General features: G+C 38.6%; 18 protein-coding genes. All 18 read left to right on the forward strand.

Annotated features, from left to right (window positions below):
- The first annotated feature begins 135 nt into the window (after positions 1 to 135).
- The 18 genes from K6G87_RS07800 to K6G87_RS07885 all read left to right on the forward strand — a co-directional run bounded on the left by K6G87_RS07800 (position 136) and on the right by K6G87_RS07885 (position 26,687).
- Positions 136 to 1,653, forward strand: coding sequence for a hypothetical protein (locus tag K6G87_RS07800; protein ID WP_296835587.1), 1,518 nt, complete (start codon positions 136 to 138; stop codon positions 1,651 to 1,653).
- A gap of 1 nt (position 1,654) precedes the next feature.
- Entirely contained in the window at positions 1,655 to 2,311 is a 657-nt protein-coding gene (locus tag K6G87_RS07805; RefSeq protein WP_296835589.1) for a YIP1 family protein, read from the forward strand.
- 11 nt (positions 2,312 to 2,322) lie between these two features.
- A complete protein-coding gene (locus K6G87_RS07810; RefSeq protein ID WP_296835591.1) occupies positions 2,323 to 4,917 on the forward strand; it encodes a DUF5696 domain-containing protein in 2,595 nt (864 codons plus the stop codon).
- A 14-nt stretch (positions 4,918 to 4,931) separates the two neighbouring features.
- The gene (locus tag K6G87_RS07815) at positions 4,932 to 5,843 is read left to right on the forward strand and encodes a carbohydrate ABC transporter permease (protein WP_296835593.1); all 912 of its coding nucleotides are present in this window, start codon (positions 4,932 to 4,934) and stop codon (positions 5,841 to 5,843) included.
- Positions 5,836 to 6,837, forward strand: coding sequence for a carbohydrate ABC transporter permease (locus tag K6G87_RS07820; RefSeq protein ID WP_296835595.1), 1,002 nt, complete (start codon positions 5,836 to 5,838; stop codon positions 6,835 to 6,837). The genes K6G87_RS07815 and K6G87_RS07820 overlap by 8 nt, the downstream gene beginning before the upstream one ends.
- A gap of 191 nt (positions 6,838 to 7,028) precedes the next feature.
- Positions 7,029 to 8,507 (forward strand): ABC transporter substrate-binding protein, encoded by a 1,479-nt coding sequence (locus tag K6G87_RS07825; protein WP_296835597.1) that lies wholly within the window; start codon positions 7,029 to 7,031, stop codon positions 8,505 to 8,507.
- Positions 8,508 to 8,685: 178 nt separating this feature from the next.
- Positions 8,686 to 9,996: a glycoside hydrolase family 5 protein gene (locus tag K6G87_RS07830; RefSeq protein ID WP_296835599.1), complete on the forward strand. Its 1,311-nt coding sequence runs from the start codon at positions 8,686 to 8,688 to the stop codon at positions 9,994 to 9,996.
- 248 nt (positions 9,997 to 10,244) lie between these two features.
- Positions 10,245 to 10,985 (forward strand): nucleoside/nucleotide kinase family protein, encoded by a 741-nt coding sequence (locus K6G87_RS07835; RefSeq protein ID WP_296835601.1) that lies wholly within the window; start codon positions 10,245 to 10,247, stop codon positions 10,983 to 10,985.
- Between the two features lie 222 nt (positions 10,986 to 11,207).
- Positions 11,208 to 12,164 carry a DMT family transporter gene (locus tag K6G87_RS07840; protein ID WP_296835602.1) on the forward strand — a complete coding sequence of 319 codons (957 nt, stop codon included), beginning with the start codon at positions 11,208 to 11,210 and terminating at the stop codon, positions 12,162 to 12,164.
- Between the two features lie 108 nt (positions 12,165 to 12,272).
- Positions 12,273 to 12,983 carry a LytR/AlgR family response regulator transcription factor gene (locus K6G87_RS07845; protein ID WP_296835604.1) on the forward strand — a complete coding sequence of 237 codons (711 nt, stop codon included), beginning with the start codon at positions 12,273 to 12,275 and terminating at the stop codon, positions 12,981 to 12,983.
- The gene (locus K6G87_RS07850; protein ID WP_296835606.1) at positions 12,980 to 13,444 is read left to right on the forward strand and encodes a hypothetical protein; all 465 of its coding nucleotides are present in this window, start codon (positions 12,980 to 12,982) and stop codon (positions 13,442 to 13,444) included. Before K6G87_RS07845 ends, K6G87_RS07850 begins: the two co-directional genes overlap by 4 nt.
- The gene (locus K6G87_RS07855; protein ID WP_296835608.1) at positions 13,416 to 14,303 is read left to right on the forward strand and encodes an ATP-binding protein; all 888 of its coding nucleotides are present in this window, start codon (positions 13,416 to 13,418) and stop codon (positions 14,301 to 14,303) included. The genes K6G87_RS07850 and K6G87_RS07855 overlap by 29 nt, the downstream gene beginning before the upstream one ends.
- 190 nt (positions 14,304 to 14,493) lie before the next feature.
- Positions 14,494 to 17,040: an alpha-L-rhamnosidase gene (locus K6G87_RS07860; RefSeq protein ID WP_296835610.1), complete on the forward strand. Its 2,547-nt coding sequence runs from the start codon at positions 14,494 to 14,496 to the stop codon at positions 17,038 to 17,040.
- 13 nt (positions 17,041 to 17,053) lie between these two features.
- On the forward strand, positions 17,054 to 18,580 hold the full coding sequence (locus tag K6G87_RS07865) for an MFS transporter (RefSeq protein ID WP_296835612.1): 1,527 nt from the start codon (positions 17,054 to 17,056) through the stop codon (positions 18,578 to 18,580).
- Between the two features lie 70 nt (positions 18,581 to 18,650).
- A complete protein-coding gene (locus K6G87_RS07870) occupies positions 18,651 to 21,086 on the forward strand; it encodes a glycoside hydrolase family 2 TIM barrel-domain containing protein (protein ID WP_296835614.1) in 2,436 nt (811 codons plus the stop codon).
- A gap of 137 nt (positions 21,087 to 21,223) precedes the next feature.
- On the forward strand, positions 21,224 to 24,376 hold the full coding sequence (locus K6G87_RS07875; RefSeq protein ID WP_296835616.1) for a glycoside hydrolase family 3 N-terminal domain-containing protein: 3,153 nt from the start codon (positions 21,224 to 21,226) through the stop codon (positions 24,374 to 24,376).
- Between the two features lies 1 nt (position 24,377).
- Positions 24,378 to 24,875 carry a hypothetical protein gene (locus tag K6G87_RS07880; protein ID WP_296835618.1) on the forward strand — a complete coding sequence of 166 codons (498 nt, stop codon included), beginning with the start codon at positions 24,378 to 24,380 and terminating at the stop codon, positions 24,873 to 24,875.
- A gap of 216 nt (positions 24,876 to 25,091) precedes the next feature.
- Positions 25,092 to 26,687, forward strand: a complete 1,596-nt coding sequence (locus K6G87_RS07885) for a DUF5722 domain-containing protein (RefSeq protein WP_296835620.1) — start codon at positions 25,092 to 25,094, stop codon at positions 26,685 to 26,687.
- Positions 26,688 to 26,883: the final 196 nt, after the last annotated feature.

Genomic DNA, 26,883 nt, shown 5'->3' on the forward strand with positions numbered 1-26,883 from the left:
GGTATTGCAAGAACAGGTCAGGGTGCAGCGGTTCTCGTTGTTGTAATGATTGTACCTATCATTATATTCGTTCTTTCAGAAAGCCAGATTCTTGAAACAATGGCTAGTTCTGGTTTGAAGGATTAAGGAGGGGACATGAAAAAAGCGACATTAAAGAGGATCCTTGCCGGGGCATGTGCACTGGCGGTAGCAGTACTGGCACCGCTATCTGCAACTGCAGCCGAAAGAAGTTACTCATATATTTACGATTACTGGGGAGATGTACAGGATGCACCTAATGCATATACCTGTAGCAAAGTATTCACATCATCAGAACTTGGACTTGATGTAATGCTTAAATCTCCACAAGGACTCACAGTTGTAGGAGATAAGATCTACATCTGTGATACAGGAAATAATAGAATCATAGAGCTTTATAGAGCTACACCTCAGACACTTGAAGTTGAAAGGATCATTGACTCTTTCAAAGGTGCAGACAATAATACCTTCGCAGCACCAACTGATGTACAGGTATCTGAGAATGGAGATTTCTTCATAGCTGACTCAGGCAATGCAAGAATCTTAAAGCTGGATAAGGATTTAAATTATCTTATGGAATTTATAAAACCTGATGATAATACACTTGATCCGGCACTTGTATTCCAGCCAACCAAGGTTTCAATTGATTCTGCAGAACGTGTTTACTGCGTAGCATCAGGTATCAACAAAGGTCTTGTCAAATACGAAGCTGATGGAACATTTTCAGGATTTGTAGGTGCAACACCTGTTACATATGACTGGACTGATTATATCTGGAAGAAGTTTGCAACACAGGAACAGAGAGCTCTCATGCAGAATTTCGTTCCTACACAGTACGATAACCTTTGCATGGACCACGAAGGTTTCATATATGCAGTTACAGGTTCAGGTGAAGCACTTGATATCAAGAACGGAAGTGTTGATGTTATAAGAAAGCTTAACCTGATGGGTAATGACATACTTGTAAGAAACGGTGAATGGCCTATAATCGGTGACCTTTACATGGGCAACGGCGGCGGATATGAAGGAGCTTCCTATTTTACAGATGTTACCTGCTTTGATAATGACATCTATGTATGTCTTGATAAGAACAGAGGAAGACTATTTGCTTATGATGATCAGGGCAACATGGTGATCGCCTTTGGTGGTAACGGTAACATGGATGGTTATTTCAGAAGACCTGTAGCTATTGATCATATGGATTATGACCTTTTCGTACTTGATGAGCTTGATTGTGCGATTACTCTTTTTACTCCAACAGAGTTTGGTCAGCAGATCTACGAAGCAATTGATCAGTTCGACAAGGGTTATTATGAAGAGTCCGAAGCTTCATGGCGCCAGGTAATGGCACTTGATGGTAACTATGATCTTGCTTATATAGGAATCGGAAGAGCACTTCTTCGTCAGAAGGATTACAAGGGAGCGATGAAATATTTCGAACTTAAGTATGATGATGAGAACTATTCCAAAGCCTATAAGCAGTACAGAAAAGAGTGGGTAGAAGATCATATAGTTGTAATAGTAATTGTTATCTTGGCTATATTCCTCATTCCGCTTGGTATAGACAGATACAAGAGTATCAAGATGGAAATAGAAAAGGCTGAATTAGATGAATTGAAACGTAACGGAGGATGATATGCTTCAAGTTTTAGCACAAAAGGAAAAAAGGAATAAATACCTGGATTCGTTAAAGTTTGCCTTGTACTGCATGTCACATCCTCTCGATGGTTTCTGGGATCTGACTCATGAAAAAAGAGGAACGATGGCAGCCGCAAACACGATCCTGTTTGCAACAGTCTTGATTCGTGTTTTAAAGCTTCGTTTTACAAGTTTTATATTTTTAACGGTTTACTGGGAAGATTTAAATATATTCGTATACATTGCAAGTATTCTTTTTCCGCTTGCACTGTGGGTAATAGGTAACTGGGGACTGACAACACTCTTTGATGGTAAAGGAAGACTTGGTCAGGTTTATATGGCAACCTGCTATGGACTTATTCCTTATCCTCTGGTACAGCTTCCACTGATGATATTCAGTAACTATGTAACAGTTGATGAAAAAGAGTTTTATACAGTACTTAGTGGATTATCACTTATATACGCAGGAATACTTATAGTAACAGCCATGGGACAGATACATGAGTTTGCTTTTGGTAAAAATTTATTATTTACAGTATTTACACTTTTCGCAATGCTGGTAATGATTTTTATCTTAATGATATTCTTCAGTATGATTTCGCAGGGTGTAGCTTACTTTATCTCTTTAGGTAAAGAATTTCTATTTAGGTTGTAATGGGAGCTTATATGAAAAAAGAATTGACAGAAAGACAGGTCGAGAGACGAAATGCAATAAAAGAAACTCTCAAGAGTATGATCGCTCCTTTAATATTCCTTTGTATAATCGGAGCCATTGTATTCGTGGTTGTTACTTATCAGAATGCTGAAGTTGCACCTGAGATTATCGAACCAAATGCATATACGGAAATAGAAGGACCTGTAGTAATCGAAAATGATTCATTAAAGCTTACGATGGATCCAGAAACTACTCAATTTGAACTTCTTGTAAAATCAAGCGGTAAAGTATGGAAGTCAGTTCCTGACGGAAGTGAAGAGGATGCGATAGCACTTCCTGAAGAAAAGGCAAAACTTATGTCAACACTGGTTATGTCTTTTAACACAGAAGCGGGTCTTGAGACAACATACGATTCATATAACTATTCAGTTAAGAATAAGATATATGAAGTAATTCCGGGAGATGATCAGATTGAAGTAAAGTATTCACTTGGTCAGGTTGAAAAGGAATACGTAATTCCTCCTGTATGTACCGCTGAGGATTATGAAAAGTGGACAGGAGCGATGAGTAAGGAAGGTCTTAACGTCGTAGGTGAGTATTACAAAAAGTATGATATTAATGATCTTGGTAAAAAAGATAATAAAGAAGAACTTCTTGCAAATTATCCAATAATTGAGACCAATGTAATATATGTACTCAGATCTACTACTAAAGAAAACGTTAAAAAGACACTGCAGAAGTACTTCGAAGAAGCAGGATATACATACGAAAATTATCTTGCTGACAAGGAACTTGATCTTACAGAGTCTGTATCAGATAAGCCTGTATTTAATGTAAATGTAATTTACAAACTTGAAGGTGATGAGCTTGTAGTTGAGGTTCCTCTTTCAGAGCTTGAGTACAAGTCAGATTATCCTATTTATACAATCTCAGTTCTTCCATTCTTTGGAGCAGGCAGCAAAGATGATCAGGGCTTTATGATGGTTCCTGAAGGCGGTGGAGCAATCATTAACTTCAATAATGGTAAGACAACTCAGAACTCATATTACGCTAATGTATATGGCTGGGATATGTGTCTTTCACGTAAGGCACTGGTACATAACACAAGAGCATCATTTGGTGTATACGGAATATCTCAGGGAGATGATTCATTCATCTGTATGCTTGAAGATGGCAGATCATATGCATCTATTCAGGCTGATATATCAGGTAAGAACAATAGCTACAACTACGTAAATGCTGTATATAGTATCTGCCAGAGAGAGCAGTATGAAGTAGGTGATATCGCCAATTCTGAGATTTACAAATACATCGAAGAGCTTCCTGATGAGAATCTTACTCAGAGATATAAGTTCGTTGATTCAGGCAGCTATGTAGATATGGCTAAGGGCTACGGATCATATCTTAAAGATAAATACGGTGATTACATGGCTCTTAACACTGATACTGAGGCTCCTGTAGAAGTTGAGATTGTTGGAGCAGTAGATAAGGTTAAGCAGATCGTTGGTGTTCCGGTATCAAGACCTCTTGCCCTTACTACATATGAAGAAGCGCAGGGAATAATCCAGGATCTTAATTCTCAAGGCTTTAACAATATGTCGATCAAGATGTCAGGCTGGTGCAACGGAGGTGTAAGCCAGAAGCTCCTTGATGATGTTAATCTTATAGGAAGTCTTGGTGGCAAAAAAGATCTTACGGCTCTTTCAGATTATGCTTCGCAAAATGGCGTAGACCTTTATTTGAACGGTGTTACTCAGTACGAATATAACTCCAACATCTTTGATGGCTTCTTCTCCTACAGAGATGCAGCAAAGCTTATCAATAAAGAAAGAGCAGAGCTTTATCAGTACAGTGCAGTAACTTATGCACAAAGAGAAGGAGCAAAGACATATTTCCTTCTTCATACAGAGCTTGCACAGAAGATGGCTGATAATCTTATAAATGCAGCAACTACTTATGGAACAGGTGTTTCATTTGAAGATAATGGTAAAGATCTCTCAGCTGACTATTATGTAAAGAATCCTTATTCAAGAGAAGCAGTACTTAAGCTTCAGGAACAGACATTCAAGGCTACGAATGATAATGGTCAGAACGTTATGATCAATATGGGTAACGACTATGCAGTTCCTTATGCAAATATGGTTACCAACATGGACCTTCGCGGTAACGATTACACAATACTTGATGAATGTATTCCATTCTACCAGCTTGCAATACATGGCTATGTAGATTACACAGGATACTCACTCAATATCTGCGGTGATGATGTTCAGCAGCTTTTATACAGTGCCGAGTATGGTGCAGGACTTTCATTCACAGTTATGAAGGAATCTTCATTTGCGCTTCAGAAGACATTATATACAGAGTATTACGGATCTGATTATGATGCTTGGCGTGACAGAATGATCGAGTATTACACAAGATACAATGAAGAACTTGGACATATATTCAACCAGGAAATGGTAGATCATAAGAATATAACAGATACACTTTCTGTTACTACTTATGCTGATGGAACCAAGGTATATGTCAATTATGATTTTGAAGATGTAACAGCAGATGGTCAGACAATTCCTGCCAGAGATTATCTGGTAGTAAGATCATGAGCGGAAAGGATTTGATGATGAAGAAGCAAAAGAATAAACTGGCAGGTCTTCAAAAAAGAAAAGCCATTGCCGGATATTTGTTTATATCGCCATTTATTATTGGATTCCTTGCCTTCATGGTAAAGCCACTATTTCAGTCACTACACATGAGTTTTAGTGAAGTAAGTCTTGGATCAGGTAACTTTACACTTTCTTTTAACGGACTTGAAAACCTGAAATATGCATTCAGAGTTGATCCTGAATATACAAGACTTCTTGTAGAAGAACTTGGAAGAATGGTTGTCTACTCACTGGCTATCATCGTATTTTCATTCTTTGTAGCACTGATACTTAATCAGAAGTTTAAAGGAAGAGCACTTGTAAGAGCTATATTCTTCCTTCCGGTTATCCTTTCATCAGGTGTAATCCTGGGACTTGAAACCAATAACCAGCTTATGGCTGCTCTTGCTGCTCAGATAGAAGATACAACAAGTGGAGTCAGTATCACAGCAGCACTTGAGACTATACTCAGAACTTCAGGTGTCGGTGTTAAGGCTTTTGAGAAGGTATTTGAAGTAATTGATAATATCTATGATGTTGCAATAGCATCAGGTATCCAGATCATTATTTTCCTTTCAGGACTTCAGACAATATCAAGCAGCATGTACGAAGCTGCTGATATTGAAGGATGTACAAAGTGGGAGAGCCTTTGGAAGATCACATTCCCTATGATAAGCTCCATGTTCCTTGTTAACTGGATTTATACAGTAGTTGATTTCTGTATGAGATCTGATAACAAAGTAATCGAAAAGATTCAGTCTGTAATGATAGATCAGATGCAATACGGCAGAGCTTCGGCAATGTCCTGGGTATACTTCATAGTTATCCTTGCCTTTATAGGTGTTTCATCTTTCCTGATCTCTAAGGAGGTTTACTACTATGACTAAAGCAAAGAATATCGAAAAGCTTGGATTTTGGGAGAGGAACAAACGTTCAGGCGGGTATCTTTTAAAGAAAAAAACTATAGAGATTGCAGTAAGCATTTGCAGATTCATACTCTTGTTCGGAATGTGCTTCCTTATACTTCAGCCAATCCTCAATAAGATATCTGTAAGCTTTATGACAGAGCAGGATCTTTATAACCCGATTGTTACTAATATCCCGGAGCATTTTACTACAGCCAATTACAAGATGGCATCGGATGTAATGTCTTATCCTAAGGCACTTTTGAATTCGATCATTATATCTTTTACTATCGCAGTATTACAGATTGCTGTATGTACACTGGTTGGATACGGTTTTGCAAGATTTAAGTTCCCTCTTAAAAATATGTGGTTTGCATGTGTTATTCTTGTAATCCTTATCCCTCCGCAGACAATTGTAAGTTCACTGTATCTGCATTTTAGATTCTTTGACATACTGGGAATCATCAAGCTTATAACAGGCGAAACAATAAATCTTCGTGGTTCAAAGCTTCCTTATTATCTTATGAGTGCAACCGGAATGGGACTTAAAAACGGTCTTTACATCTATATGATAAGACAGTTCTTTAGAAATATTCCAGGAGACATGGAAGAAGCTGCATATGTTGATGGATGCGGAATGCTTAAAACATTTGTAAGTATCATGCTTCCTCAGAGTAAGCCAATCCTTTCATCCTGCTTCCTGTTTGCATTTGTATGGCAGTGGACTGATGGATTCTATTCCAAAATGTTCCTTGGCTCAACACCTCTTGTAAGTACATCTCTTGCAAGAATCGTTGATTCACTTGGCGCATATATTCAGAGAATTTCAGGAATCAAGACAACTATATCGGTTGCTTATTCCAACTGTATCTTATCTACAGGTACACTGATGATCGTTTTACCTCTCATCGTTATATATCTCTTTGCACAGAGAGCATTCGTAGAAAGTATCAGTGCTACAGGTATTAAGATGTAATTACTTAAAGATCAAAGATCATTAGTATCAGAGCTACAGGTATTAAGAAGTAGTTACTTAAAGATCACAGATCATAAGTATTAGTGACGTGCAGCCTTAATAAGAGGCTGCAAGGGGAACTTGAGAAGGGCTGATATCCACAAAAGTGGTTATCGATAAAACAATTTTTTTTCTTATGAAGGAGGAAAAATATGAAAAAGCAGTTAGCAAACAAAGCAATTGCAGTAGCAACTATTACAGCTATGTCAGCTGGAATCGTAGCTTGTGGTGGTTCAGGTGATGCTGGTAATACTACAGGTGGTGATTCTACAGATGCTGCATCTACAGAGACTCAGACAGCAGATGCAGCTGCAACAGAAGCTACAGAGGCTGTAGAAGAGGGTCCGGAAATTATAACAGACGAAAATGGTAATCCTATCGACCTTGGTGGCATGGAGATCATCGTTCGTGACTGGTGGTCACCAGAAGAGCCTGCAGAGCCTTCAAATGACTACGAAGAATCTCTTGATGAATATCGTGAATGGATTCAGGAGACATACAACTTCAAGATCAAACAGGTTGCAATCTCTGATTGGGGAACAACACCTCAGGATTTCGTAGACTATGTTACAACAGGTGGTGACGATAACAACTATGTATTCATCTTAAGAGGTGATGCAGCTATAGTATCTGCTATGAGCAATGGTCTTATGTATGACCTTTCAACACTTGACTGCCTTGACTTCACTCAGGATAAGTTCACTAAGAACCTTATTCATGAACAGTATGCAAAGGGCGATGCTATCTATGCTATGTCAGCAGGTATCGCAGAGCCTCGTACAGGTGTTTACTTCAATAAGAGACTTCTTACAGAAGCAGGTATCGATCCTGATAGCGTTTATGATATGCAGGCAGATGGCACATGGACTTGGGATAAGTTCGAAGAGCTTATGGCTAAGTGTCAGAGAGATACAGATAACGATGGTATTGATGATGTATATGGCCTTACACTTAACGAAGGTGTTATGACAACTATGGCTGTATTCTCAAACGGCGGTTCTTACATTGGTAAGGATGCAGACGGTAAGTATTTCTACAACCTTGAAGCACCTGAGACACAGGAAGCTCTTGAGTGGGTTGTAGATATGTACAACAAGTTCGATAATCATGATCCTGAAGGCGCTGAGTGGGATTACTATAAAGAAGAGTTCGTTCAGGGACATGCAGCATTCATGGTAGAAGATGAGTATGCCGGAACACCTGGAAGCTTCCTTGAAGATATGGAAGATGAAGTTGGATTCGTAATGTTCCCTAAGGGACCTCAGATGGATACATATCTTAATGTATGGTCCAACAACCCAGCAGCAATTCCTGGATGCTATGATGCAGACAGAGCTTGGAAGATTGCATTTGCTTATAACCTCTATACAGAAGCTCCTGAAGGATACGAGGATTATAACGGATTCCTTTCAACAGCTCGTCAGGGTATCTTCGATGAGAGAGCAATTGATGAGACAATTACAATGATGTCTGAGTCTGAACATGGTACAGTTGCTTATCATGATATGATTCCTAACCTTAAACTTGGTGAAGAACTTACATGGAGCATCGTTCCTAATGCTGACGTAGCAGCTCTTACAGAAGCTATCGCAGATACATGGAAGGCTTATGTTGATGAGGCTAATAAGTAATTATATTTAAACCAGTATACTAAAAGAATTTAAAGCGCTTATAGCAGTATTAATTCTTTGTATATAAGTGTTATAATTATGAATGTAATTAAAGAGGCGGTGCAGTGCATCGCCTCTTTTTACAAAATAATTATGATAGGTGTATCTTTTTATAAAGATGAGCCTCAAAGGAGTTTGGATGAAGAAAAAAGTTATAAGTTTATTGCTGGTAGCATTACTTACAGGTTGCGGAGTATCTGGTAGTGCACAGCAAAAAAGTGATACTTCGGTCCTTGATGCATCTGGTATTGAAGTATCGGATGCAGATAGTTCTGAAAGTGAGACCTCAGAGAACGAAAGCACTGCCGAATCATCTATGGAGGATAATGAAATGGCAACTGAAATAACTATTCCTGAAATTGAGATTGAACAAAAAGACATTCCGGATAATGAAAGCCTTTCTTTTGTTCGAGATATGAAACTTGGATTAAATATTGGAAATACATTCGATGCATTTGTTGATAGTGGGGTTAATGATGACCTTACGATCGAAACTGCATGGGGTAATGATAAAGTAACTAAAGAATTCATAAAGGCTATTCATGATAATGGTTTTAGTACAGTAAGAATTCCTATAAGCTGGCACAATCATGTTGATGAAAACAACAAGATAAATGAGGCATGGCTTGATCGTGTGCAGGAAGTTGTTGACTACGCAGTAGAAGAAGATATGTATGTTATCATAAATATTCATCATGACAACCATCTTGAAGCTAATGGACTCTATCCTGATGAAGAACACAAAGAGCAGTCTCTTGATTATATAGAGAGCATCTGGACTCAGGTAGCAGACAGATTTAAAGATTATGACAATAAGCTTATATTTGAATCTATGAATGAACCCAGACTTGTAGGCCATAACAATGAATGGTGGATAGATCCTAATAATGAGGATTGCAAAAATGCAATTGCTATAATCAATGAACTTAATCAGAAATTTGTTGATGTTGTAAGAGCATCAGGCGGCAATAATGAAGACCGCTATCTTATGTGCCCTGGATACTGTGCAAGTCCTGACGGAGTACTTAATGACGGATTTGTAATCCCTACAGACAGCGCTGATAATAAGATAATCCTTTCCATTCATGCATATACACCATACAGCTTTGCTCTTGAAAGTCCCGGAATAGATAACTTTGATGCATCATCTGCAGCAAGCAGAAAAGATATTGACTATTTCATGGAGAAAATATACACAAAGTATATAAGCCAGGGAATACCGGTAGTTATCGGTGAGTGCGGATGTGTAGATAAAAACGGAAATCTTCAGGACAGAGTTGACTGGGCAGCATACTATACTGCTAAGGCAAAATCCTGTGGCTTGCCTCTTTTATGGTGGGACAACGGTGCATTTAGCGGTAACGGAGAGCTTTTTGGATTTATTCACCGCGATGACGGAACACTTGAATATCCTGATATGATGAAAGCAATGCTTAAATATATGGAATAAAACATGTGTTTATGTCCTTGCGATGGGATTACCTTGGACAGCTAAGGTATCACATTCGCAAGGACATTTTATTGTTTATAATTCGCAAATTTTTAGTATTATAGTAATGAACGCGATAATCCTTTGATTCTTCTATCTGGTCTGCAGAAAAATTGAAGATTTGATGAAGAAAAGAAGGGCTTGAAGCTATAGGAGAAAGACGTCAGCTTAAAGAGCAATGCGATTAGATTTTGTGGAGATATTTGATTATGAACTATACTGTTAGTATTAATGGAATAGAAACAAGTGTAAGTTATTCTGATGAAAATATAAATGATATATTTATTCCATTGCTAAAGAAAATGAAAGATATGCAGGAGAGAAGCGGCAGAAGAATTCTTGCCATGCTTGCAGCACCTCCCGGTGCGGGAAAGAGTACTCTTTTAAGCTTTCTTAAATATCTTTCTGATAATACCAAAGATCTTAAAAGCGTTGCTGTAATTGGAATGGATGGTTTTCACAGGTACCAGGATTATCTTATGTCACATACTACTAAAAGGGATGGGCAGGATATTCCTATGATTGATGTAAAGGGAGCTCCTGAGACTTTTGATCTTGAAAGACTCCTTGAAAAAGTAAAAAAAGTTGCAGATGGAGAAGTATGCGGATGGCCGGATTACAACAGGATGACGCATAATCCGCAGGAAGATGCAATACTTGTTGATAGCGATATTGTAATACTTGAAGGCAATTATCTTCTTTTACAGGATGATGGATGGGATATACTAAAAGAGTATGCTGATATTACTATTAGTATATATGCAGATGAAGATTTGCTTTATAAGCGCCTTCTTGACAGGAAGATGAAAAGCGGTAAATCAATAGAAGATGCACAGAAGTTTGTGAATTACAGTGATATGTACAATGTCAGAACTGTTCTTGAAAGATCATGTAAGGCAGACATACAGCTAAAGGTTCTTGAAGATAATTCTTATTTATTATTAAAGTAATTACGGCTTAGCATGTCTTTTTGATGAGACTATTACTATTGCAGACGTTGTTGAAAAGATGATTTGGATTTATGGCTTCTCACCAAATGAAAAGTTATCAAAAAATATCTTTAACTTCACATTTAAAATTTGTGCTATTATTTGCTATGTGATTACCTTAGACACCTACCTCATTACATTGTATTCAACTACCAATCACCTAAAAGAAAAGGACATACACTAATGAATTCAAGCCAAGATACAATTACAAAGACAAAGACCATATGGACCAGACTTCCCATTGTTATCATAACAGCAATATTTTGCTGCACTTTGTGGGGAAGTGCTTCGCCTGCAATAAAGATAGGGTACGAGCTGTTTGATATAGCAGCAGGTGATACTCCTTCCAGAATCCTTTTTGCAGGAACAAGATTTATAATAGCCGGTATTATGGTCATCATTTTTGGAAGTCTTTTGCAAAAGAAGGTTTTGCTTCCCAAGAAGAGTTCGTTTAAGTATATACTGGTACTTGCTTGCTTTCAGACTATTCTTCAGTACATATTCTTTTATATGGCACTTGCTCATACATCTGGTGTAAGAGGTTCTATTATAAATGCTGCGGGAAGTTTTTTTAGTATACTTCTTGCTGTATATGCTTTTAAATTTGAAAAATTATCTGCTCGTAAGGCTGCCGGTATGATCATAGGATTTGCAGGTGTATTTCTCTGCGTTACAGGTGGAAGCTCTTCATTTCTTGAAGGAGGATTCTCTGTTCAGGGTGAGGGCGCAATGCTTATAGCTGCATTTGCAAGCGCTATTGCAGGATGCTTCATAAAGCTCTTTTCCCAAAAAGAAAATCCAGTAGTATTATCGGGCTATCAGTTCTTTATTGGCGGTATTGTAATGGCTGTAGTTGGAACACTTATGGGCGGTCATCTTACTATTGTATCTGCAGGAAGTATCCCGCTTCTTATATACATGGCTTTTATATCTGCAGGTGCATATACACTTTGGGGTATACTTCTTAAATACAATCCTGTCAGCACTGTAACTGTTCTTGGATTCGTCAATCCTGTTATGGGCGTTATATTATCTGCAATATTCCTGGGTGAAGGAGATGAGGCGCTTAGTGTTTATACTCTTATAGCTCTTGTCCTTGTAAGTCTCGGAATTTATATAATCAATAAAAAGAAGAATTGATACAAAACTCAGTATTTTACGGTATTTTGACTTTTAACCCTTAAATCATATAAAATGATTGCACTGTATATAAGCATTGCAATTATTTGTTTAGAGAGGACTTTAAGAATGATTCGACTTGCTATAGTTGAAGATGATGATAATTATGCATCTACACTTGAAAAGTACATATCCAGATATGAAGAAGAATCAGGCGAGAAGTTTATAGTGCAGAGATTTCAGGACGGCGAAGATATAACAGAGGATTATAAATGCGATTTTGATATTATCCTTATGGATATTGAGATGCAGTTCATGGACGGAATGACTGCTGCTAAGAAAGTAAGGGCGCTTGATGAAGAGGTTGTTATCATTTTTATAACCAACATGCCTCAGTTTGCCATGCAGGGTTATGAAGTTGAGGCGCTTGACTATGTATTAAAGCCTATCAACTACTTTGCCTTTTCCCAGAGAATAGAAAGAGCTCTTGGCCGTATGAAAAAAAGAAGTGCCAAGTACCTCTCACTTAACTATAAGGGCGGAGTGCAGAAGATAAGTGTTTCAGATATCTACTATATAGAAGTTCAGGATCATGATCTTATTTATCATACCAAAACAGGCTCTATAGTAGTTCGTGGAACTTTAAGAGAAATCGAGGAAAAGCTTTCTGATGAGCCTTTCTATCGCTGTAATAAAGCTTTTCTTGCCAATCTTGAGTATGTAGATGGAGTTGAAGACAATGACATAATAATCGGCAAGGACCGTATTCTTGTGTCAAGATCCAAGAAAAAAGAGTTCATGGATGCGCTCAATGACTACATGAACGAGGTAAGTAAATGACGGATATAGTAAGTTCCATTAATACACCCGGTATATATTATGCTCTTTCTTATAATCTAGCCTGCTGGATCATTATAGCGGTGAGTGAAAAAAAGAGATCGTGGATTATAACATCTGTGTATCAGCTTATTTATTTTGCCATAATGAGCCTTGTTATGTACTTTACGGCCGAAAATAAAGTGCTGTTCATTCCTCTTACAGCGCTTTATATGATGTCAGTTTTCTGGTCAATAAAATTCAACTGTGGATTTGATAATCATACCTGCCTTTATGTATCACTTAATGCATTTCTTATCGGGGAATTCATGGCGTCGATGCATTGGATGATCTATTATTTTGCAGTTAATTCTTTTGGATATCCCAAGGCTCTTTGGGCCAATATTCTAATGCTTGTTATAGTTCACGCTGTACAGGTGACAATTTTCTATAAGATTGAAAAAAAAGATAAGGCAGACTATTGATGGTGCTATCATAACCCGTAAAGAACTTATCAGCATACTTATCATTACTGTTGCAGTTTACGGGACCAGTAACCTTTACTATGTAGCAGGAAGAGCTCTGTTTGGAGGCGTTTATGCAAGTGAAATCTTTGTTATAAGGACTTTGGTCGATCTTGGAGGTGTTGCAATTCTTCATGCTGCTTATTTCCAGATGGGAGAGTTTACTACAAAGCTTGAAATGGCAAGACTCCAGGATGCGCTTAACATGCAGCAGGCCAATTATGAGATGCTTGATAAGTCTATGGAGATCGTCAATATCAAGTATCACGACTTAAAGCATCAGATAGCCCTTCTTCGCGAGGGTATAGATAGCGGATCATCTCTTGAATATCTTGATAAAATAGAAAGAGATATCAGGGTATATGAAGCTCAGAACAAAACAGGTAATAAAGTACTTGATACCATACTTACAGCCAAGTCCATATACTGTCAGAATCACTGGATAGAGCTGACTGTTGTTGCTGATGGAGAGGCTATAAATTTTATGGAACCAATGGATATTAATGCTCTTTTTGGTAATATGCTTGATAATGCGATCGAGAGTGTAGAAAAGATAGAGCATAAGGAGAAGCGCCTTATTCATCTGGCGGTTGCTCATCAAAAGGGCTTTGTCAGGATCAGGATGGAGAATTGCTACAACGAAAAACCCAAGATTGTAAACGGGCATATTGTTACATCCAAGAAAGATACCAGATACCACGGCTTTGGAATGAAGAGTATCGAAAACATAGTCCAGAAGTACGGAGGCTCAGTAACCATAAAAGCCGAGAATGGCTGGTTCGAACAGCGCATCCTCCTTCCAAATAGGCTGAAAATATAAAGCGGATACCTTTTGCGACAAATTGGATGCAGTTTACGACCAAAGAAATTTTAGAAAAAGTATATATGTTATATTTAACCTACCGAAAATAGTATCGGTAGGTTTTTTATTTCAGTGAGAGAAGTCCCCACTTCTTTAAGCGGGGATTATGAGTGAGACTTGAATTTACTGGAAATCCTTGGAGGGGAAAATGCTCACAATAGATAGATTTACATGTGAAGAATTAGAAGAAAATATAGTTACAGATAATAATAATCCAAGATTTTCTTTTGCCATTAAGAGTGATCAGAATGCCACGTATCTTAAAAATGCAAAGCTTACTGTTGGCGACTGGTCAATTACCACAGATAAGCAGATAGGTATCGAATATAAAGGCAAGGCATTAGAGCCTTTTAGGTCTTACAAAGCAGTTCTTGTAGTAACTGATAATCACGGCGAGAGCGCACAGGCAGAGCTTATATTTGAGACTGGAAGGATGGATACAGAATGGAATGGAAAGTTTATAACTGATGGTTCTTATGTTTTTAAAGACAAGAAGGTATCCCCCGTTCCCATGACCTTCAAAAAAGATATTGATATAAAGAGGAAAGTTAAGAGCGCGAAGCTTCTAAGTACAGCAATCGGTATGTACACAGCATTTATAAATGATAACAGGGTCAAGGATGACTATTTTGCTCCTGGCTTTACATCTTATAAGACCAATCTTCAGTACCAGATATATGACGTTACTTCAATGCTTAGACAAGGAAGCAATCATATAACTGCAACTGTAAGCGGCGGCTGGGCTGTAGGTTCATTTATTTACAGCAGGGTTAACAGAGTAACAGCTGACAGGCAGGCTCTTATGATGGAGCTTTTAATAGAATATGAAGACGGAAAAAGTGAGGTTATAGGTACTGATAAGTCATGGATGGTCAGCATTGATGGTCCTGTAAAGGAAGCTGATATATATGATGGCGAAGTATATGATGCTACAACAGATGAAAGCTCCATGACCTGGAGATTTTCAGAAATTGAAAATGTAAAGATACATCCAAGGATCACAGCTACTTACGGTAGTCTTGTAAAGAGGCATGAGAGCTTTAAGCCTTTGAGCATTACTAAAAATGGCAATCTTAGCATTTATGATTTTGGTCAGAATATGGCTGGCATTATAGAACTTAATATAAAGAAAGTTAATAAGGGTCAGAAGATAGTAGTAAAGCATGCTGAGATATTAAATGAAGACGGCAGCCTTAATACAGACTTTCTAAGATCTGCAAAGGCAAGACTGGAATATACCTGCAGGGAAGGTTCTCAGACATATGCACCAAATTATACCTATATGGGATTCAGGTATATAAGTATTGAAGGCATTGAAGATAGCGATGTAGAAGTAAGAGCCATAGCACTGTATTCAGATATCAAGGATAACGGAAGCTTTGAGTGTTCAAATGAAAAGCTCAATAAGCTTCAAAGCAATATAAGATGGGGTGCTAAGTCCAACTTTGTGGAGATTCCAACAGATTGTCCGCAGCGCGATGAGAGAATGGGCTGGACAGGCGATATTGCAGTATTTGCCCCCACTGCTGTATATAACTTTAAAATGACAAGATTCCTTTCAAAGTGGCTGTGCGATATGCGCGCCGAGCAGAGAAAGACCGGAGGAATTCCCAATACAATTCCATCCCAGGGCTTTGGATTCCCTGTGACCATGCCTGTAATGGCAGTTGATTTCTGGGGAGATGCCAGTGTTCTTGTGCCATGGGCGCTGTACCTTTCTACAGGCGATAAGAAGATCCTTACAGATAACTATGAGATGATGAAAAAATATGTAAATGCCTGCAAGGGTTGGGCGGGTCTTCTTTCTTTTGGGCAAAACAGGTACATCTGGAATACTCCAAGCGTCTTCCATTTTGGAGACTGGGTAGCGCCTGACGTTCCTAAGATGAGCCAGTGGCAGGGAAGAAGTAAGTGGACAGCTACGGCTTCACTTGCTCACACGAGTTCTCTTTTGTCCAAAATAGCTGGAGAACTTGGAAATAGCGAAGATAAAGAGTATTACGACAAAATGAGCAAAGCTACTTCCAAAGCTTATAGAGCCAGATTTATGGATGATAATGCACATCTTAAAGGCAAAGAGTTCCAGACAGGATATGTGCTTCCAATCTACTTTGACATGCTTGATGAAAAGGATAAAAAAGGCGCAGCCAAGGCTCTCAGTGATATGGTAAGAGGCGGCAACTACTGTATAGGAACAGGCTTCCCAGGTACTCCTTATATTCTGTTTGCACTTTCTGATAACGGATATGAGGATGATGCGATAAGGATGCTTCTTAATGAGAAGTGTCCGTCATGGCTTTATGAAGTAAAGACAGGAGCTACCACCATCTGGGAGAGATGGGACGGTCTTGATGAAAATGGCAATTGTCCAATAGGAGACGATGGTACAGACAAGATGATCTCTTATAATCATTATGCATCAGGTGCTGTGGGCGATTTCCTTTATAGAAGGATTCTTGGAATAGAGCCTTTGGAACCGGGATATAAGAGATTTAAGATTTCGCCTTTATATACAGATTCTATTACTTATGCAAAGGGAAGCGTAGGAACGCCTTATGGCGATATAAAAGTCAGCTGGGAAGATAAAGAGGATGGCCGCAGGATGAAAATAAGTGTTCCTGCCTGCACCAAAGCAGAAGTAACACTTAAAAACGGCGAAATAAGGGTACTTGAAAGTGGTGAGCACCTTCTTTAAGGAGAGGATATAAATGAGTAAGAACAATTTTTTTGACAATCCATTATTAAGAACAAGGATAAAGACATCGGAGGTTAAGCCTAAGGAGATGATCATAGGTTATTTCCTGGCACCTTTTTGTGCACTTATATCCAATGCTATATTCGCATCATATCTTAACAGGTATTATTCGGATGTAATAGGATGGACAGACACAGGCAAATTCGGCAATTTCTCAGCCCTTTTGCCAATGATATCGGTAATCTTTGTAGTAATAGGTAACCTTTTTGTAGGTCACCTTATGGACAATACAAGGACAAGTCAGGGCAAGGCAAGACCATACCTGTTATTGTCAGCCCCTCTTGTAACTCTTGCGATAGCGCTTTTATTCATGACACCTATAAATTTAAGCCCCAAGGTTCAGATGATATGGATTGCACTTTCTTATAACATTTATTATTCGATAGCATATCCTTTTTATTACACATCACACAGCTCAATGGTTGCCCTTTCTACAAGGGATTCTGACAAAAGAGGCCTTCTTGCAACCTTCTCCAATGCTTCAGGTGTTGCAGCTGTAGGATTTGGTGCAAGTATAGTTATTCCGATCCTTCTTCAGAGCTATCTCTTCGTAGAAGAAAACGGAGTCATAGATCAGGCACTAAGCTACAACAACTGGCGAAATATCATGGTTGGCCTTTGCTTTATAACAGCACTGGCTATACTTCTTGAATACTATTTCACCAGAGAGAGAATCACAGAAGAGAATTTAAAACTCAATATTGTGGAAAAAAAGCTTCCTATGAAGCAGCAGATTGGCGCCTGCGTGAAGGAAAAATACTGGTGGCTCATCATTTTATATTTCCTTTTGTTCCAGTTTGGAGGCCTTGTAAAGAACGGTTCCATGAATTACTACTGCAGATGGATGTTTGATGGTATCACATCTGAAGCCGATGCAGGAACAGCGATGGGAATACTTGGAGCAATTGGCGGCATACCTACAGCAATCGGAATGCTTGTAGCCTGGCCTATAGCCAATAAGCTTGGCAAGCAAAGAGCAGTAACTTACGGCCTTTTATTATCAGTACTTGGAGGTCTTGCAAGTTTTATAAACGTTAATAATTTCGTTATAGTCTGCATCGGTGTCGTACTTAAGGGCATAGGTTCTATACCTGCGATGTATGTGACACTGGCTCTTTTGTCAGATGTACTTGATCATCTTGAAGCTAAGAACGGCTTTAGAAGTGACGGATTTACCATGTCAGTTTATGGTGCGATCATGGTCGGAATGACAGGTCTTGGAAACGGAATCATAAATGCACTTCTGTCTGCAAGCGGATATGATGCAATGGCAGCAGTTCAGAATGACAGTGTTAAGACTATGCTTGTCATCTGCTATCTTGGAGTTGAACTTTTGTGCTATGCAGTACTTGTAGTACTTACAAGCTTTTTGAAGGTTGAAAAGCATATCGAAGAAGATCATAAGATCATCAGAGAGAATCAGAAAAAGGCAGTACTTGCTGAGGGTAGAGAATGGGTAGATCCTGACGAAGACATATAGAACAGGCTTTGAAAGCAGAAATTTGAAAATATTAGAACGAAGTGACGAAAAGTCTTAGAGAGTAGTTATTATGAAAAAACTTGATTTTAATAAAGGCTGGAGTGTAAGACCTCTTGGAAGTGATGATAAATGGAAAGAGGTAACACTTCCTCATGATGCAATGATATCTGAAAAAAGGGCTTTGGAAAGCGCCGGAATCCACAATATAGGATGGTTTGAGGCTCTTGACTATGAATACGAAAAAGAATTTTTTGTATCTAAAGAGGAAGAAGATCTTACTCACCGACTCGTGTTTGAAGGAGTATATCATAACTGTGATATTTATATAAATGGTGAACATGTTGCATTCCATGCATATGGCTATACTGAGTTTTCAATATGTCTTGATACCTATTTAAGGATAGGAGATACAAATACCATAAAAGTAGTTGCAAGAAACTCTGACCAGCCCAATAGCCGCTGGTATTCAGGTACCGGCATTTACAGACCTGTCTGGATGTGTGTATCTCCAAAGGAACATATTAATTTAAATGGCATAAAGATAAAGACTTTATCAGTTGATCCTGCAAAGATCCTTGTTGAAGTTAAGACAAGCAGCTTAGGAAGCCTTGATATAGAAATACTTGATAATGAAGAAGTAGTTGCCAAAGCTTCTAAAGATACAGATGGAAAGGCTGCCATAAATATAGAGCTTAAAGATGCAAAATTATGGTCGCCTGAAAGCCCGTATATGTACGAGTGCAAGGTCAGATACAAGGAAGATGAGACAAGAGTGCCTTTTGGCATAAGACTTTTAGAATATGGCCCATCGCATGGCCTTACCATAAATGGAAAGCATGTGATCTTAAAGGGTGCCTGCATACATCATGATAACGGCATTCTTGGAGCCTGTGCTTATAAGGAAGCAGAAGAAAGAAAGATAAGGATCCTTAAGGAGCAGGGATATAACGCTATAAGAAGTGCCCACAATCCTTGTTCAAATTATCTTCTTGAAGCCTGCGACAAAATGGGAATGCTCGTCATGGACGAGTATGTAGACTGCTGGTACATACATAAGACCAAATATGATTATGTTAACTTCCTTGAAGATAACTGGAAGAAAGATTTAAAGGCAATGGTTTTAAAGGATTATAATCATCCATCGGTCATTATGTATTCAACTGGCAATGAAGTGGCAGAAACAGGTGAAAAAAGAGGCATAAAGCTTACAAAAGACTTTACTGACTATCTTCACATGCTTGATGACACAAGACCTGTAAGCTGCGGCATCAATATCTTTTTTAACTTCTTATATTCGGCAGGTTTTGGCGTATACAGTGATGATAAGGCTGATAAAGAGGCTCAGAGAAAAGAAGATAAGAGCAAAGAAACAAAAAATAGTAAAAATGCTAAGGATGATGCAAAGAAAAAAGAAACAAAGCCTGTAGGAAGTGAATTCTATAATACACTTGCCGGTATCCTTGGAGATACGACCATGAAGGTCGGAGCTACGCTTCCTATGTGCGATGTTAAGACAAGAGATGCCTATGCAAATATGGACATTGCCGGATACAACTACGGAATCTTAAGGTACAAGCATGATCTTAAGAAATATCCTCAAAGACTCATCCTTGGAAGTGAGACTTTCTGTAAGGATACCTGGAAATGGCTTGAGATTACAGAGAAGAATGAAAGGATAATCGGCGATTTCGTATGGGCAGGCCAGGACTATATAGGAGAAGCCGGAATAGGAGCCTGGGAATATGAACAGTACGCACCAAAGGATGCTGATAAGTCAGGCTGGCTTACAGCAGGAAGCGGAAGAGTAGACATACTCGGATTTACAGGCGGGGAAGCAGCCTATACAAGAGTTGTCTATAAGGCACAAAAAGAGCCTGCAATAGCAGTTAAGCCTTTATGTAATATAGGTAAGCACTCTCCATCAGCCTGGAAACTTACAGAAGCTATTGAAAGCTGGTCCTACAAAGGCTATGAAGGGAAAGAAGCTTTCATAGAAGTATATACAAGAGATTACAGCGTTGAACTGTTCTTAAACGGAAGATCACTTGGACGTAAAAAGGTTGGAAAGACCTTTAGAACATATTATAAGACTCCATATGAAAACGGTGAATTAAAGGCAGTTACCTATGACAGGGATGGCAACAAGCTTTATGAAAATAAGCTTGTTACAGCAGCAGATGAAGTAAAACTTAGCATTATGCCTGAAAAGAAAACTGCTTGTAAAGATGAGATCATCTTCATTCCTATCATGTATACAGATGGTAAAGGTATAAGAAAACCTTCTGAAATGCATGAAGTAGAGCTGAGTGTAGAAGGCGGTAAGCTCCTTGGATTTGGTAATGCATGTTCTTATAACAAGGACGGATATAAAGGCAATAAAACCTTCAGTTATTACGGCCAGATGATGGCAGCAGTAAGAGCCGGATCTGGTGAAGAAGTAAGAATAAGAGCAGTTGATGAATGCAGGGAAGAAGAAGTGATCATTCCGATCACGACAAAAAAATGACAGATTACGTAAGTTAGAAGCACAGCGATTTTCAGATGCTAATATATGATTTATAAGACTGCAATAAGTATTAGTAATAGGTGCGGTGATCTTATGGTAAGTAGCAAAGAATTATGTTTAAGGGAGGATAAGAAAATATGAGTATCAAAAAGATGACTCCTCTTTTCAGAGGATTGTCAGCTGCATGTGGCTCAGTACTTGTTCTGACAACAATTGGTTCCACTATCATTGAAAGCTATAGAGCTTATCTTGATAATTTCCTTGGAACTACCAGTTATGTAACAAATACTGATAGCGAAGATGCAAGATTCGTAAGCGATTACGACACTATCGAGGATCTTGCAAGCGCAGCTAAGGACATAGCGATAAGAGAAGGCGAAGAAGGAACAGTCATAATGAAAAATGACAATAACGTACTTCCATTGTCTGAGGGGAAACAGATTGCACTGTTCGGACTTGCAGCCTATGCACCATATCCTTATGCATCAGGAGACCTTAAAGGTGGAAACGAAGATGCTGTAGATCTGGTAGGTGCCTTTGAACAGGCAGGTTACACTGTTAATTCTACTCTTTATGACTTCTATACAAAGATGATGAACCGTCATGAAGAAGAGACAGAGAATCAGTGGACAGGCGCTCTTGAAACACATGTTGTATATGATGTTATCTATAATACAGCAGTTGGCGATATGGGCGATTTCCAGATTGTGGAAGTAACTCCTTCCATGTATTCTGATTATGGTATCAGTGATGACTGGGAATCATCAATAGACCACGACAATACAACAGGTGTTGTTGTATTCTCAAGAGCAGGCGGAGAGACAACAACTTATGGTACTGATACAGCTGTAAATATGGCTGGTGAGAGCACAGGAGAGGATCCTTTAAAGCTTTCAGAAGACGAGCTTGCACTTGTAGATAAGGCTAAAGAATTATGCGGAAGCGTTGTAGTTCTTTTGAATACAGGTAATGCAATGCTCATAAGCGATATAGCAGAAGGTGGAGAGCATGAAGTAGATGGTATCGCTTATATTGGATGCCCTAATGATTACCAGTGTACAGGTATCGTAAATGTTCTTACAGGAGCAGTTAACTCAACAGGTGCTCTTCCTGAAACATATGTTGCAGATAACGCATCTAATCCTGCTGTAATGAACTTTGGCGGAGACTATTATGCAGACTCTGATATAGTGGCAGCAAATTCTGAAAACGGATATGATGATCGTTATCCCAAGACAGATATATCCAATATTTCAAGCGCAGGCTCTTTTGGCGGCGGTGATGCTACCTATAGCGCAGGACAGTATATTGTAGAAGCAGAAGGTATCTATGTTGGATACAAATATTATGAAACAAGATACTATGATATGGTAGTAAATCCTGATTCAAATGCTTCTTCTACAAAAGGAAGTACTACAGGTAATGCCTGGAACTATGACGATGAAGTAGTATATTCATTTGGACACAGCATCTCTTATCTTGACTATTCTCAGGAGATTAAGAGCATAGACATAGATAAGACTGGAGAAGGCAATGTTACAGCAGTTATTGCTGTTACCAACAATTCTTCAACAGATGGTAAATTCCTTGCTCAGCTTTATGTACAGCAGCCTTATACAGAATATGACAAAGAAAATAATGTAGAAAAATCTGCAGTTATGTTCCTCAATTCTGCAAAGGTAGAAGTAGCAGCAGGTCAGACACAGGAAGTAACAATTACTGTTCCAACCAAATATCTTGCAAGCTATGATTATACAACTGCAAAGACATATATCTTTGATGAAGGAGATTATATCTTTACAGCAGCATCAGGCTCACATGAAGCTATTAACAACATTTTAGCTTCACAGGGATATACAACAGAAAACGGAATGGATGCAGAGGCAGAAGGTAACACAGTTGTATGGACCAATAATACAGGGCTTGATACAACAACTTTTGCTCTTTCTAATAACACAGTAGTAACTAATGTTGCAGATACAGCAGATCTTAACTACTGGACAGGTGAAGATACAGTTACATATCTTTCAAGAAATGACTGGGATGCTACATATCCTATAAATTATAACGAAGATGTAGAGATAAAAATATCTGATTCACCTCTTGCGGATGAATGGATAGCACAGCTTCGTGGACAGCAGCACGTGATTACTACTGATAATGAAGCTACTGAAGGAACAGATCTTGGACTTAGATTCGGATCTTCTGATATGACTTATGATGTAGTAAGTGATATCAATAATGAATACTGGGACAAGCTTGTATCAGAGATCACAATTGATGAGGCAGTAGGTGCTGTAATTCACGGTGGTAGCCAGTCTGATACACTTACAAATGTAGAAAATCCTATCGTAAGTCAGAACGAAGGTGTAAACGGATTTACAGCAGGCTATACAGATGAAGAGACAGGTAAGACTTATCAGTTCAATATAAGCTCACAGACTCTTCTTGGATCATCCTTTAATCCTGAACTTGCCTATGAATGGGGACTTGTAGAAGGTAACAGCGGATTATGGCTTCAGAGATATGTAATCTGGGGAACAGGTCTTACACTTAGAAGAACACCTTATAACGGAAGAAACTATGAGTATATCTCAGAAGATGCTATGCTCACTAACCGCATCGGTTATGGCATCATCAAAGGCTGTACTGAAAAAGGTATCATGAATGGACCTAAGCACCTTGGATTTAATGATCAGGAGCATAACAGAAACGGTGTTGCTGCTTATATGAATGAACAGAAGTTCAGAGAGACAGATCTTAGAGGCTTCCAGGGAGCACTTGAAGATGCAGGCGGAATGGCAGTAATGATCGCATTTAACAGAATAGGACCTGTAAATGCTTCACATTCTACAGCACTTCTTACTGACATTCTCAGAAATGAATGGGGATTCACTGGCATTATATCAACAGATATGATGAATAATGGATACTATTTCTCACCTGAATCTATGGTCATGGCAGGAATTACCATGGTTGCAGACTTTGGAAGTAATGATAATCATATAAACCTTGGAGATGGCGGTGTTGATGCTACATGGGCTTATATATCAGAAGATTCTGTTAGTGGAGATGCAGAACTTGTAGAGGCAGCACGTCAGAATCTTAAGTACCAGCTTTATACATTTGCAAACAGTGCTGTACTTAATGTATCAACTACAAGAGTAAATACATGGTATGATAACGCATTAAATCTTACTAATAAGCTTAGCCTTGTGCTTCTTATCGTATGTGCTGCAATGTATGTGGTATCAGTTCTTGTTCCTGAAGCAAGGAAGGAGGAGAAATAAGATGAAAAATAAAGTCTCAGCTGGAATGATAGCAGGATGTGTAACCTTTGTATGTGCACTACTTGGCTTCATCCTTTATCTGATCAATATAAATGCTTCCGGATATTTTCAGGGTGGAAGCGTACCTCAGGCTCAGCTGTTTGTAATACTTTCCATGGTGACAATAGCTATAGCTATCTGCCTTTACTTTGTAAAAGTTAAAGGCATTGCAGGAAAAATCGCTGATATTGCAGGTGACATACTAAGCGTAGTATCACCGGTCCTTTTATCAGCATCACTTATGACACTTGTAGGCAGCAGAGTAGAGGGGTTTGCATTTATCTATTTCTCAAATGCGGACGTACTTACAGAAGTTCAGACTCCTGCAAACCTGTCATCTGCACACGTTGCAATTGCAAACATAGTAGTAATGGCTATTGCGATTGTCGCAGGCATTGTATGGGCCTTTCTTGGAAAAAAGAAAAATGAAGAGATTTCAATAGAGATAGATAAGGCGTAAGGACTCTATATAGAGCTTTCTAACAAAATTAGGGGTTGTAAATATAAAGAACTGTGTTTGACCATTTAAAAGTGGCAATCACAGTTCTTTTGTTATGAAAAGATTTGCACTGGCCGATATACATATTGTTGAAGCTTAGAGCTAATAGGATATGTGTATGTCAACTACCCATGACTTAAAGATAATGGGTTTACGACAAACGAAAGGATTTTATTTATGAATTTTAAGAAAAGAGTCTCTGCTGTGATCCTGGCACTTATGATGGCCTTTGTATTTCTTGCCCCTTCTGATATCCCTGCAGAAGCAGCAGGAACAGTTGCCATAACTTCGGCGATCATAGAAGGAAGCAATGTTGTTGTAAAGGCTTCGTCTTCATCAGTTCCATCGAGTGATGATGGTGTATATTATCTTTTTGCCCTTAAGATGTATGAAAATACGCCGTCCGGATCACCTGTGGCAAGTGCAGCAGCAGGAACAAGTGCTACATTTTCTTTTGCCCTGGGTAAAGGAACTTCGAGCTGTCATCTATATGACAAGTTTGTAGTCGCAACCCTTAATTCAGGCAATTACACTGTTGTTAGCAATGCTCACTATATTACTAATCCTGAAACACTTGCGACCAACACATCCTCAAGAAAAAATGATTCCAATAAAAAAGGAATATGGGGTAATGAACTTGGAGGCCTTAATGCAGGTCAGACGGCCTATAATTTTAATATCCATCAGTTTAGTGTAAGCGAATCTTCAAGTGGAAACTGGACTTATAACGGGAAGACCTGGTCTATTACAGGTAATTTCTCAGGTTATGACCAGCTTATGAAGAAATACAATAATCAGGGACTTGCTGTAACAATGGTAGTTCTAAATGGCTACAAGGATGCAGAGTTTGTATATCCTACGGCAAGGGACGGCGGCGGATCATGCCCTTACTATATGCTCAATACAGCAGATTCAAGAGGACTTGAGAAGCTTGAAGCTTTAATGTCATATATAAGTAACCGTTATAATGGCAGCACAGGCCACGGCCAGATAGATAACTGGGTAATAGGTAATGAAGTTAATGCATATCTTTCCTGGAATTATCTGCCTTATACAGACGTTGCCACTTATTCAAGAATTTATGCTGACAGCCTTAGGATCTGCTATAACGCTATCATGAGTGAAAATAAAAATGCCAATGTCTGCATGTGTATCGACCAGATGTGGGACAGAGACAGAACATCTGATGTTACATACTATGATGGCAGAGATGTCCTTGATAATGTAAATGCCTATATTAAATCTGAAGGCAATATCAACTGGGGACTTGCCCAGCATCCATACAATACACCTTTGTACTGGACTCCGTTCTGGACTCCTATGACATCATATTATGGTTCACTTATAAGTCATAATGCAGCTACTGATATGATCACAATGGAGAATATCGAAGTACTTACAGATTATCTGTGTCAGTCAGATTTCCTTAATAACAAGGGAGCAGTAAGACCTGTATATCTTACGGAATGTGGTTATAGCTCTGCGGTATATGGTGATCAGAACTCGCAGGCAGCAGGAATCATATATGCATATAACAGAGTTACCAGAAATCAGTATATTAAAGGTATATTTATAAAGAATCTTGAAGAAAGTAATGAAGAGATAGCTCAGAATCTTTACTTTGGAATCCTTGATTCAAGCGGCAATCAGAAGGTTGCATATGCATACTTCAGGGACATGAACACAGGCGGATCAGAGAATGCAGCAGCATTTGCCCAGTCTATAATAGGAGCTGAGAAGTGGGCAACAGACATGAGCACATACTCAAGATAAGTTTATTATCTGCGATTTGTATTGACAGAAAAGAATTCTTTTAATTGCATCTATGTGGTAAAACGTGCGAATGTGTACGATATGTAATTGACGATATTTTTTTATAATGAGATAATATAAAAGAGCAACGCAGTGAGGCGCCGGGAGACTCTCACGCATTGCTCTTTTTATTTATAATTATCTGACAAAATATACT

The organism is Butyrivibrio sp., from assembly GCF_024699075.1.